Here is an 11,778-nt window from a genome sequence, read left to right on the forward strand (position 1 = left end):
CCCGTGAAGCGCTATCGTCCCCATCGTGCGCAGCGTGAGGCAATGCTCGCGGACCGGGTGTGTCAACCCGGCTGTTGCCACGCTCACCTATGCCTACACCGACTCCACCGCCGTGGTCGGGCCCCTCGCCACCTACGCCGAACCGCACAGCTACGACCTGTGTGAAGTGCACGCGATGCGCCTGACCGTCCCCCGCGGGTGGGAGGTCGTGCGGCACGAGGGCGAGTTCACCGTCCCGCAGCCCTCCGTCGACGATCTCACCGCGCTGGCCGAGGCCGTGCGCGAGGCGGGCAGGGCCGATCGCCCGGTCGACCGCCCCGAGATCTCGGTGGGCACCGGACGCCGTGGCCACCTCCGGGTCCTGCCCGATCCGAACGACGAGCAGTAGGTTCCAGACCCGACGGACCGAGTGGCCGGGGGAGCGCCAAGCGCTCGCCGGTAGGCTTCTGCCGTCAGTTCGTTGACGGATCTTCCTGTAAGCCGACCAGTTGGAGATGGCGTGCGCGACCTGTCCGGCATCGTGAAGGCATACGACATCCGCGGGGTGGTGGGGGAGCAGATCGACACCGACGTCGTCCGCGACCTCGGCGCCGCCTTCGCCCGGTTCGTCGGCGGGCCCGCGGTGGTGATCGGCTACGACATGCGCGACTCCTCGCCGTCCCTGTCGGCCGCCTTCGCCGAGGGCGTCACCGGCCAGGGCGTCGACGTCGTCGACATCGGCCTGGCCAGCACCGACATGCTCTACTTCGCCTCCGGCAGGCTGGAGCTGCCCGGCGCGATGTTCACCGCGAGCCACAACCCGGCGAAGTACAACGGGATCAAGCTCTGCCGCGCGGGTGCCTCCCCGGTCGGCCAGGACAGCGGGCTGTCGGAGATCCGGCAGATGGTCGAGCACGGCGTTCCCGGTTTCCTGGGCGCCAAGGGCAGCGTGTCCAAGCGCGACATGCTCGACGGTTACGCGGAGTTCCTCGGCACGCTGGTCGACCTCTCCGGCAGCCGTCCGCTGAAGATCGTGGTGGACGCGGGCAACGGCATGGGCGGCTACACGGTGCCGCGGGTCTTCGACGGCCTGCCGTTCGAGGTCGTGCCGATGTACTTCGAGCTGGACGGGAACTTCCCCAACCACGAGGCCAACCCGCTGGACCCGAAGAACATCGTCGACCTGCAGGCGAAGGTCCGCGAGGTCGGCGCGGACGCGGGCGTGGCCTTCGACGGCGACGCCGACCGCTGCTTCGTGGTCGACGCCGACGGCGCCCCGGTCTCGCCGAGCGCGATCACCGCACTGGTCGCCGTGCGCGAGCTGGCCAAGGACCCGGGCGGCACGATCATCCACAACCTGATCACCTCCAAGGGCGTCCCGGAGATCGTCACCGAGCACGGCGGCAAGGCCGTGCGCACCCGCGTCGGCCACTCGTTCATCAAGCAGACGATGGCCGAGACCGGTGCGATCTTCGGCGGCGAGCACTCCGCGCACTACTACTTCCGCGACTTCTGGCGGGCCGACTCCGGCATGCTGGCCGCGCTGCACGTGCTGGCCGCGCTGGGCGAGACGGACAAGCCGCTGTCCGAGCTGATGAGCCAGTACTCCCGCTACTCGGCCTCCGGGGAGATCAACTCCACCGTCGCCGACCAGGACGGCCGGATGGCCGCCGTGCGCGAGGCGTTCGCGGGCGAGGGCGTGGAGATCGACGAGCTGGACGGGCTGACCGTTGACCTCGGCGACGGCTCCTGGTTCAACCTGCGCGCGTCCAACACCGAGCCGCTGCTGCGGCTGAACATCGAGGCCCCATCCGATGACGCCGTCGCCGAGCTGCGCGACCGCGTGCTGGCGATCGTCCGCGCCTGAAGCTGGCTGGAGGAGACGAGACATGGCCGTACAGCTCGACGCCCAGCTGCTGGAGATCCTGGCGTGCCCCGGTGACGACCACGGCGCCCTGGTCACCGGGACCCCGGAGGACGCGGACGCCGACTACCTGACCTGCACCGCGTGCGCCCGGCGCTACCCGGTGCGCGACGGCATCCCGGTACTGCTCCTCGAAGAGGCCGATGGCGGCCCCGAGGACCCGGCGAAGGCGTGACGGTGTTGCTCGACGACACGCTGCTGGACGATCCACGCCGTCTCCAGGACGCCGACGGCGGCGGGCTGCTGCGCGCCGCGGCGCTGGCGGGCGCCCAGGTGCGCTCGACCGCGGAGGCCGCGGCCGAGGGCGGCATCGACCGCGTGATCGGCTCCGACCGCCCGCGCGCGCTGGTGCTGCTGACCAGGCCGGGCGTCGGACCGGCGGGTGCGCAGCTGCTCGCGGCGCTGCTCGGCCCGGCCTGCCCGGTGCCGGTGGTGATCGCCGATGTGGTCCCCGGCTGGGTCGGCGCGCTGGACGTGGTGTTCGCCTACACCGACGACCCGGGTGACGGCGTGCTCGCCGAGTCGGTCGGACTGGCGACCAGGCGCGGAGCGCGGATGGTGATGGCCGCTCCGGAGGACGGTCCGGCTGCTCAGGCCGCCGCGGGGCGGGCGTTGCTGCTGCCGCAGCGGGTCCCGGTTCCGCACGGCCTCGGCTTCGCCAGGGTGCTCGCGGCCGGACTGGTCACGCTGAACGCGCTCGGGCTGCTGCGCACGGACCTGGACGCGCTGGCCGACGAGCTCGACCGCGAGGCCGAGCGGGACCACCCGATGCACGAGTCCTTCGTCAACCCGGCGAAGTCGCTGGCGCTGCGGCTGGCCGACCGGACCCCGCTGCTGTGGGGGCTGGACCACGCGGCGACCGCGGTCGCGGCGCACGGCGCGCTCGCGCTGGCCTCGTTCTCCGGCGTCGTCGCGGACGTCGCCGGGTACCCGCAGGCGGTGATCAGGCCCGCGCTGCACCGGGCCGCGATCAGCGCGACCAGCCAGGCCGACATCTTCGCCGACCCGGACGACGACGAGGGCGTCCCGCCGAGGGTGCTGCTGCTCGCCGTCAGCAAGGGACCGGTCGCCGACGCCGCCCGCCGGGCCGCGTCGGAGTCGCTGCGCGGGGCCGACGTGATCGCCCCGGCCGAGGAGGTCGCGGGCGACGAGGCGCTGCGGGCGGCACTGCTCGCCGTGCGCTTCGACCTCGCGGCCCTCTACCTTGGACTCGCCGCCGGACGCCTCGGCGGCCCCGGGTTCGTGTCCCCGGCCGCGAGGTAGGGAGCGAGAGCAAGAGTGGATCTACTGCGCAACGCGGTGCGCCCTTATGCGTGGGGCTCGCGCACCGTGATCGCGGACCTCCTCGGTCGGCCGGTGCCCGCTCCGCACCCGGAGGCCGAGCTGTGGATGGGCGCCCACCCCGGCGACCCGTCCTGGCTGGTGGGTCCGGACGGCTCCGAGGTCTCCCTGTTGGAGGCCGTCAACGCCGACCCCGCCGGACAGCTGGGCGAGGGCTGCCTGAACCGCTGGCGGGGCAGGCTGCCGTTCCTGATGAAGGTGCTCGCGGCCGAGGAGCCGCTGAGCCTGCAGGCCCACCCCTCCGCCGAACAGGCCGCGGAGGGCTTCGACCGCGAGGAGCGGGCGGGGGTCCCCAGGGACGCGTCCACCCGCAACTACCCGGACCCCACCGCCAAACCCGAGCTGGTGTGCGCGCTCTCGGAGTTCCACGCACTGGCCGGGTTCCGGGAGGCGGCGCGGACCGTCGAGCTGCTGGGCGCGCTGGACGTGCCCGAGCTGCGCGGCCACGCCCAGCTGCTGACCGCCGACCCGACCGAGAACGGGCTGCGGTTCCTGTTCACCACGTGGATCACGCTGCCGCAGACCGCGCTGGACGAGCTGCTGCCGCCGGTGCTGGACGCGTGCGTGCGGCACGTGCGGGAGCGCGGGGAGTTCGCGCTGGAGTGCCGGACCATCCTGGAGCTGGGGGAGCGCCACCCCGGGGACGCGGGCGTGCTGTGCGCGCTGCTGATGAACCGGCTCGCGCTCCAGCCCGGCGAGGCGATCTACCTGCCCGCGGGCAACCTGCACGCCTACCTCCAGGGCAGCGCCGTGGAGATCCTGGCCAACTCCGACAACATCCTCCGCGGCGGGCTCACGCCGAAGCACGTGGACGTGCCGGAACTGTTGCGGGTACTGGACTTCTCCTGCGGGGACATGCCGGTGCAGCGGGGCGAACAGGTCCAGCCGCACCTGACCGTCTACCGCACGCCCGCGGCCGAGTTCGAGCTGTCCCGGCTGGACTGGCCCGCCGACGCCCCCGATGGTGACGTGCCGCTCGGCGGCGACGGCCCGCAGATCGTGATCTGCGTCGAGGGCGCGGTGCGGCTGCACACCCACGACGGCGACGAGCTGCTGCTGGAGCGGGGCGAGTCCGCGTGGCTGCCGGCCTGCGACGGCAAGGCCCACATCGGTCCGGCTGGTCCGGCCGCGGCGCGGGTCTTCCGCGCCACTTCAGGGGAACACTGATCGCACCAACGGCGCATGGCCTAAGGTCAGCCCGACAATTCGGACCCAGGACAGGGAGCAGAAGTGGCTGCTGGGGGCGGAACCAAGGCGATCGTCGCCGCACTGCTGGCCAACGCCGGCATCGCGGTGTCGAAGTTCGTCGGGTTCTTCATCACGGGCTCGTCGTCGATGCTGGCCGAGGCGGTGCACTCGGTCGCGGACACGTCCAACCAGGGCCTGCTGCTGGTCGGCCAGAAGACGGCTCGGCGCAGGCCGACGGAGGAGCACCCGTTCGGCTACGGCCGGGACCGGTACTTCTACTCCTTCGTCGTGGCGCTGCTGCTGTTCACGCTGGGCTCGGTTTTCGCGCTCTACGAAGGCATCCACAAGCTGGAGGCGCCCGAGCAGCTGACCTCGCCGATGGTCGCGGTGGTCATCCTGGTGGTCGCGATCGTCCTGGAGACCTTCAGCTTCCGCACCGCGATCGTCGAATCGCGGGCGGTCAAGGGCGACGCGACCTGGTGGGAGTTCATCCGCCGGGCCAAGACCCCCGAGCTGCCGGTGGTGCTGCTCGAGGACGCGGGCGCGCTGTTCGGCCTGGTCCTTGCGCTCGGCGGGGTCGGCCTGACCTACGTCACCGGCAACCCGGTGTGGGACGCGGTCGGCACCATCTGCATCGGCGTGCTGCTCGGCGTCATCGCGATCATCCTGATCGGTGAGACCAAGAGCCTGCTGATCGGCGAGGGGGCCAACCCCGACGTGCTCAAGGTGATCGTCGAGGAGCTGCAGGCCGGCAAGGTCGACCGCGTGCTGCACATCCGCACCCAGTACATCGGCCCGGACGAGCTGCTGGTCGCCGCGAAGATCTCGCTGATCGGGACCAGGGACATCGACGACGTGGCGCAGGCCATCGACGACGCCGAGCACCGGGTGCGGGCCAGGGTCCCGGAGGCCAGGCTGATGTACCTGGAGCCGGACATCGACCGCTCCACCGCGGTCCCCGACAAGAAGTGAAGATCTTTTCCTAAGCCTTCCCTAAATCTTCACCCGAATCAGCTATGACCCCTTGACCGCTCAGTACAGTGTGCCCGCACATCGCGGGTGTCTGTCGAGGGACGCCCACGTCGAGGGGTCAAGGAGGACCGGCGTGTCTGGTCTGTGGCGCAAGAAAACCATCGAACAGTCCATTGCGGACACCGATGAGCCGGAGACGCGGCTACGCAAGGACCTCAGCGCCTGGGACCTGACGGTCTTCGGTGTCGCGGTGGTCATCGGCGCGGGCATCTTCACGCTCGCCGCGAGCACCGCGGGCAACCTGGCCGGTCCTTCGGTCACGCTGTCCTTCGTGCTCGCCGCGATCGCGTGCGGGCTCGCGGCGGTCTGCTACGCCGAGTTCGCGTCGACCGTGCCGGTGGCCGGTAGCGCGTACACGTACTCGTACGCGACCTTCGGCGAGTTCATCGCGTGGATCCTGGGCTGGGACCTGATCCTGGAGTTCGCGCTCGCGGCAGCGGTCGTCGGCAAGGGCTGGTCCAGCTACCTGCAGACGGTGATGGGCAACTTCGGCATGGAGACGTCGACCACCGTGCAGATCGGTGGGATCGACTTCGACTGGGGCGCGGTGCTGATCGTGGTCGCGCTCAGCGTGCTGCTCGCCCTCGGCACCAAGATGTCCTCGCGGGTCAGCCAGGTCATCACCGCCATCAAGGTGTTCGTGGTGCTGCTGGTGATCGCGGTCGGCATCGGCTACATCAACACCGCCAACTACTCGCCGTTCATCCCGCCCGCCGCCGAGGCGTCGGCCTCCGGGCACGGCGGTGGCCTCGAGCAGTCGCTGTTCTCGCTGATCTCCGGCGTGGAGACCTCGCAGTTCGGCGTCTACGGCATGCTCGCCGGTGCGGCGCTGGTGTTCTTCGCCTTCATCGGCTTCGACATCGTGGCCACCACGGCGGAGGAGACCAAGAACCCGCAGCGCAACGTGCCGCGCGGCATCCTGGGCTCGCTGGCCATCGTCACCGTGCTCTACGTGGCGGTCTCGCTGGTGATCACCGGTATCCGGCCGTACACCGAGCTGAAGAACAAGGTCGGCCCGAACGGCGAGGTGGTCCGCTCCAACCTGGCGACGGCCTTCTCCGACGCGGGCATCAACTGGCTCGGGATCAACTGGTCGACGATCATCGCGGTCGGTGCCCTCGCCGGTCTGACCACGGTGGTCATGGTGCTGCTGCTCGGCCAGAGCCGGGTGCTGTTCGCCATGTCCCGCGACGGCCTGATCCCGCGCGGCCTCGCCGTCACCGGCGACCGGGGCACCCCGGTCCGGGCCACCGTCCTGGTCGGCATCGTCGTGGCGATCGCGGCGGGCTTCTTCCCGACCGGCACCCTCGAAGAGATGGTCAACGTCGGAACGCTGTTCGCCTTCGTGCTGGTCTCCGGCGGTGTGCTGGTGCTGCGCAAGACCCACCCGGACCTGCCGCGCGGCTTCCGCGCCCCGGCGGTTCCGCTGGTGCCGATCCTGGCGATCCTGTCCTGCCTGTGGCTGATGATCAACCTGACCGCGCTGACCTGGGTCCGGTTCCTGATCTGGATGGCGCTCGGCGTGGTCGTGTACTTCGCCTACGGCGCCCGCAACTCGGTGCTGCGCTCCCGCGCGGTCCAGCTCGGCGAGGAAACCTCGGCGAAGACCGACTCGTAGGACCGAGCACTCGGCCAGGGCCGCCCACGTAATCTGCGTGGGCGGCCCTGGCCGTCTTGTTCATCGATCCCACGAGGAGCACCGATGTTCGAATCCGTTCTCGTCGCCAACCGCGGTGAGATCGCCCGCCGGGTCCTGCGCACCGCACGCCGGCTGGGTATCAGGACCATCGCCGTCCACTCCGACGTCGACGCCGGTCTGCCGTTCGTGCGCGAGGCCGACGAGGCGGTGCTGCTCGGCGGCGCCGCGATCGGGGAGTCCTACCGCAACGCGGAGCGGGTGCTGGAGGCCGCGCGCAGGACCGGCGCGAAGGCCGTCCACCCCGGCTACGGCTTCCTGTCGGAGAACACCGACTTCGCCCGAGCCGTGCAGGAGGCGGGCATCGCCTGGGTCGGTCCCGGTGCCGCCGCGATCTCCGCGATGGGCGACAAGGTCGCCGCGCGCGCCGCGATGGCCGCGGCCGGGGTGCCGGTCGCTCCCGGCTCGGCTGACGCTGTGTCCACAGTGGACGAAGCGGTGGTCGAGGCGGAGCGGGTCGGCTACCCCGTGATGATCAAGGCTTCCGCCGGTGGGGGCGGCATGGGCATGGCCACCGCGTCCGATGTGGACGGTCTGCGCGCGGAGTTCGAGAAGGTCACCGCCTTCGCCGAGCGCACCTTCGGCGACGGCCGCGTGTTCGTGGAGCGCTTCTTCCCGAGCGTGCGGCACGTGGAGGTCCAGGTGCTCGGGCTGAACGACGGCCGCGTCATCGCGCTCGGCGAGCGGGACTGCTCCGTCCAGCGCCGCAACCAGAAGGTGGCCGAGGAGACCCCGTCGCCCGCCGTCGACGCGACGCTGCGTGCCGCGATGTGCGCCGCGGCCGTGCGCGCCGCCGAGGCCGTGGACTACCGCAACGCGGGCACCGTGGAGTTCCTACTCGACCCCGCGACCAAGGAGTTCTTCTTCCTGGAGATGAACACCCGCCTCCAGGTGGAGCACCCGATCACCGAGGCGATCTTCGGCGTGGACCTGGTGGAGGAGCAGCTGCGCGTGGCCGCGGGCCTGGAGCCCGGCTTCGACGTGGACGGGTTGACGTCCACCGGTCACGCCATCGAGCTGCGGATCAACGCCGAGGACTCGAAGCGCTTCTTCCCCGGCCCCGGCGCGATCACCGAGTGGATCGAGCCCGAGGGCGAGGGCGTGCGCGTGGACTCCGGCTACGGCCCGGACACCGTGGTGACGCCGAACTACGACTCGCTGATGGCCAAGCTGGTGCTCATCGGCGCCGACCGCGCGGACGCCCTGGAGAAGGCGCGGAAGGCGGTGGCGGGTTTCACGATCGTGGGCCCGAAGTCCAACCTGGCCTTCCACGCCGAGCTCCTGGAGAACCCCGAGTTCATCAGCGGCGACTACGACACCGGCATCATCGGCCGCATGCGCGCCAAGCCGAAGAAGTAACCGGGTCCACCCGTCTTCAAGTACACCGGACCCCCTCCCCAGCAGTCTCAAACAGCCCCCAACCCCGGCCGGGGTTGGGGGCTGTTTGAGACCGTTTTTGGTGGGGTTCGTGGTACTTGAAGACTGCCCAACCCGGCTGGGTCAGGCGTCGAGGCGGGCCAGCTCGTCCGCGCTGAGGGTGAGGTGGACGGCCTCGACCGAGGAGCGGATGGTCTCGGGGCGCGAGGAGCCGGGGATCGGGATCACCCGCTCGGACTTCGCCAGCTCCCAGGCCAGGCAGATCTGCTGCGGGCTGACGCCGCGCTCCTTGGCGATCTCGGCGAAAGCGGCGTGCTGCGAGCCGAGGTCGGCCGCGCCGCCCATACCGCCGAGCGGGCTCCACGGCAGGAACGCGATTCCCAGCTCGTCGCACAGCTCCAGCTCCGGCAGGGACGACCGGAATCGCGGGGAGAACTCGTTCTGCACCGCGGCCAGCCGCCCGCCGAGGACCTCGTTGGCCGAGCGGATCTCGGCCGGGTTGAAGTTCGACACCCCGGCCATCCGGATCTTGCCCTCGTCCAGCAGCTCCGCCAGCGCGCCGACCGACTCCTCGATCGGCACCTTCGGGTCCGGGCGGTGCAGCTGGTAGAGGCCGATCGCGTCGACGCCGAGCCTGCGCAGCGAGCCCTCGCACGCCCGCTTCAGGTACGCCGGGCTGCCGTCCAGGTCGAAGCCGTCGCCGGGCGTGCGGGTGTGACCGCCCTTGGTGGCCACCAGGACGTCGTCGCGGCCCTTCAGCGCCTCCGCGATCAGCACCTCGTTGTGCCCGAACTCGGCCGTTGTCATCGCGTACGCGTCGGCGGTGTCGATGAACGTGATGCCCGCGTCCAGTGCGGCGTGCACGGTGGTGATCGCCTGCTCACGGCTGGGCATGGCCTTGCCGGACGGCGGCATGGACAGCGGCATGCCGCCGAGCCCGATCGCGGAGACGGAGACCGTGCCGATCCTGCGCTGCTGCAATGTCACTCCTTGTCGAGCGTATTCAACTCTTCCTCGGACAGCCGCAGGTGCGCCGCGGCGGCCGAGTCGCGAATGGTCGAGGGGCGGCGGGAGCCGGGGATCGGGATCACCACCGGGGACTGCGCCAGCTCCCAGGCCAGGCAGACCTGCTGCGCGCTGACGCCGTGTTTCTCGGCGACCTCGGCGAAGGCGCCGCCGATCCGGCTCGCCGTGCCGACGCCGCCGAGCGGGCTGTACGGCAGGAAGGCGATGCCCAGCTCGTCGCACAGCTCCAGCTCCGGCCGGGACGAGCGCACGCGCGGCGAGAACTCGTTCTGCACGCTGACCAGTCGTCCGCCGAGCGCCTCGTTGGCAACCCGGATCTGTTCGGTGTCCACATTGGACATTCCGGCCATGAGGACCTTCCCGGCGTCGATCAGCTCGCCGATCGCGCCCGCCGACTCGCTCAGCGGCACGTCCGGATCGGGCGCGTGCAGCTGGTAGAGCCCGATCGCGTCCACGCCGAGCCGCCGCAGCGACGCGTTACAGGCCCGGCGCAGGTACTCCGGCGAACCGTTCAGCCCCCAGGCGCCGTGCTCCCGCGTGCACCCGGCCTTCGTCGCGATCAGCACGTCCTCGCGGCCGACGACGGCCTCCGCGACCAGTTCCTCGCCGTGGCCGAACTCGGTGTGGTCGATGCAGTAGGCGTCGGCGGTGTCGATCAGCGTCACCCCGGCTTCCAGGGCGGCCCGGATCGTCGCGAGCGCTGCCTGCTTCGCGGGGCGGCCTACGTCGGACAGCGGCCACTCGCCGAGGCCGATCGCACTCACCGGGATTCCGCCGATGGACCTGTTCATACGGGACAGCCTGAACCAGTAAGAGTTGGAGTGCCAACCAAGTACGTTTGCGGTCATGGAACCCGTTCTCTGCCTCGACGTGGGCTCTACGTGGACGAAGGGCGCGCTGATCGGCCAGGACGGGAGCCTTCTCGGCACGGCCCAGCACCGCACCACGCCACCCGAGGTGATGAACGGCATCGCGGCGGTCGCGGCGGCGGTCGGTGGTGATCCCGCGACGGCCCTGGTCTGCTCATCGGCGGGCGGAGGGTTGCGGCTCGCCGTGGTCGGCCAGGAGCGCATGGTCAGCGCGGAGGCGGGCTACCGCGTCGCTTTGTCCGCCGGTGCGAAGGTGGTGCACGTCGCGGCGGGCGAGCTGGACGGAGCCGGAGTCCGCGCGCTGCGGGAGAGCCGTCCTGATGTGCTGCTGCTCGTCGGTGGGACGGACGGCGGCGAGACTCGTGTGCTGTTGCACAACGCGCACCGCATTGCCGCGAACCGCCTGCGCTGTCCCGTTGTGCTCGCGGGGAATGTGCATGCGGGGCAGGAGGCTTTGGCCACGCTGCACGCCACGAAGCGCACCGTCGTTCCCACGGACAACGTGCTGCCCGACGTCGGCGAGCTTGCCCCTGGCCCCGCGCGGCGGGCGATCCGCGAGGTCTTCCTCCAGCACGTGATCGGCGGCAAGGGGCTCTCGCGCGGGCCCCGTTTCCGCCGCATGGTGCGCGCGGTGACCCCGGACGCGGTTCTTCGCGGGGTTTCCCGGCTCGCCGCGACGTCGGCCACCGATGAGGACAGTCCGGGCGCGGTGCTCGTGGTGGACGTCGGCGGAGCCACCAGCGATGTGTACTCCGCAGTGTCCACTGTGGACGATGACACGCCCCGGCGGACCGTTGGGCTGCCCGCCGATCGGCGCACCGTGGAGGGCGACCTCGGCATGCGGTGGTCGGCTCCTGGCGTGGTCGCCGAGGCTGTCGCGGAGCGGCTGCTCGCGGACGGTGAGGAAGGCCCGCTCGCCGAGGCCGCCGCGTTCCGTGCTGCCGACGTCGGCTGGATTCCCGAAGCGGCGCAAGACATCGCGATCGACGCCCGCCTTGCTTCGCTGGCCGCGGTCGTGGCGCTGCGCAGGCACCTTCGGCTCGTCGAAGGTCGCATGGGACCGAAGGGCGCCGGGCTGCTGGTGCTCTCCGGCGGCGTGTTCCGGCACGCGTCATCGTCCACATTGGACATTGTTCGCGAAGTGCTGGCAGGGGACTCCGTGCTGCGCCCGATCCTCCGCCAAGCGCGCGTCACGGTGGACACCGACTACGTGCTGGCCCCCGCTGGCCTCCTCGCCGACGCCGCCCTAACCGACGCCGCCGACCACCTCCTCCGCACCCGCCTCATCCCCTAGCGCGCCGTGGTTGGACAGTCTTCAAGTCCCACGCACCCCACCGAAAACCATC

11 protein-coding genes are annotated in these 11,778 nt (G+C 71.0%); 9 read left to right on the top strand and 2 right to left on the bottom strand.

The window, feature by feature from the left end; genetic code table 11:
- Positions 1-34: 34 nt before the first annotated feature.
- The 8 genes from NLX83_RS14685 (at position 35) to NLX83_RS14720 (ending at position 8,519) form a co-directional block, all read left to right on the top strand.
- On the top strand, positions 35-388 hold the full coding sequence (locus tag NLX83_RS14685; RefSeq protein WP_254236225.1) for a DUF3499 domain-containing protein: 354 nt from the start codon (positions 35-37) through the stop codon (positions 386-388).
- Between the two features lie 111 nt (positions 389-499).
- Entirely contained in the window at positions 500-1,846 is a 1,347-nt protein-coding gene (locus tag NLX83_RS14690) for a phosphomannomutase/phosphoglucomutase (protein WP_254235391.1), read from the top strand.
- Between the two features lie 22 nt (positions 1,847-1,868).
- On the top strand, positions 1,869-2,078 hold the full coding sequence (locus NLX83_RS14695) for a Trm112 family protein (protein WP_254235392.1): 210 nt from the start codon (positions 1,869-1,871) through the stop codon (positions 2,076-2,078).
- Between the two features lie 5 nt (positions 2,079-2,083).
- Complete coding sequence (locus NLX83_RS14700) at positions 2,084-3,166, top strand: SIS domain-containing protein (RefSeq protein ID WP_254236226.1); 1,083 nt, start codon at positions 2,084-2,086, stop codon at positions 3,164-3,166.
- Between the two features lie 15 nt (positions 3,167-3,181).
- Entirely contained in the window at positions 3,182-4,411 is a 1,230-nt protein-coding gene (manA, locus tag NLX83_RS14705) for a mannose-6-phosphate isomerase, class I (RefSeq protein ID WP_254235393.1), read from the top strand.
- 63 nt (positions 4,412-4,474) lie between these two features.
- The gene (locus NLX83_RS14710) at positions 4,475-5,404 is read left to right on the top strand and encodes a cation diffusion facilitator family transporter (RefSeq protein ID WP_254235394.1); all 930 of its coding nucleotides are present in this window, start codon (positions 4,475-4,477) and stop codon (positions 5,402-5,404) included.
- Between the two features lie 133 nt (positions 5,405-5,537).
- Entirely contained in the window at positions 5,538-7,082 is a 1,545-nt protein-coding gene (locus tag NLX83_RS14715; protein WP_254235395.1) for an amino acid permease, read from the top strand.
- Positions 7,083-7,166: 84 nt separating this feature from the next.
- The gene (locus NLX83_RS14720) at positions 7,167-8,519 is read left to right on the top strand and encodes an acetyl-CoA carboxylase biotin carboxylase subunit (RefSeq protein WP_254235396.1); all 1,353 of its coding nucleotides are present in this window, start codon (positions 7,167-7,169) and stop codon (positions 8,517-8,519) included.
- 141 nt (positions 8,520-8,660) lie between these two features.
- Here NLX83_RS14720 and NLX83_RS14725 read toward each other — a convergent pair whose 3' ends face one another.
- Both NLX83_RS14725 and NLX83_RS14730 read right to left on the bottom strand, forming a co-directional pair.
- On the bottom strand, positions 8,661-9,518 hold the full coding sequence (locus NLX83_RS14725; RefSeq protein ID WP_254235397.1) for an aldo/keto reductase: 858 nt from the start codon (positions 9,516-9,518) through the stop codon (positions 8,661-8,663).
- Between the two features lie 2 nt (positions 9,519-9,520).
- Positions 9,521-10,354 (bottom strand): aldo/keto reductase, encoded by an 834-nt coding sequence (locus NLX83_RS14730; RefSeq protein ID WP_254235398.1) that lies wholly within the window; start codon positions 10,352-10,354, stop codon positions 9,521-9,523.
- 55 nt (positions 10,355-10,409) lie between these two features.
- On the opposite strand from NLX83_RS14730, the gene NLX83_RS14735 reads away from it, so the two are divergent.
- Entirely contained in the window at positions 10,410-11,726 is a 1,317-nt protein-coding gene (locus NLX83_RS14735; RefSeq protein WP_254235399.1) for a glutamate mutase L, read from the top strand.
- The last annotated feature ends 52 nt before the right edge of the window (positions 11,727-11,778 follow it).

The sequence above is a fragment of the Allokutzneria sp. A3M-2-11 16 genome (assembly GCF_024213555.1).
Lineage (GTDB): Bacteria > Actinomycetota > Actinomycetes > Mycobacteriales > Pseudonocardiaceae > Allokutzneria.

Excerpts from the sequence above, each read along its gene's own strand:
- NLX83_RS14720 (WP_254235396.1), top strand. The coding sequence starts at position 7,167 with ATGTTCGAATCCGTTCTCGTCGCCAACCGCGGTGAGATCGCCCGCCGG.
- NLX83_RS14695 (WP_254235392.1), top strand. The coding sequence starts at position 1,869 with ATGGCCGTACAGCTCGACGCCCAGCTGCTGGAGATCCTGGCGTGCCCC.
- NLX83_RS14730 (WP_254235398.1), bottom strand. The coding sequence starts at position 10,354 with ATGAACAGGTCCATCGGCGGAATCCCGGTGAGTGCGATCGGCCTCGGC.
- NLX83_RS14735 (WP_254235399.1), top strand. The coding sequence starts at position 10,410 with ATGGAACCCGTTCTCTGCCTCGACGTGGGCTCTACGTGGACGAAGGGC.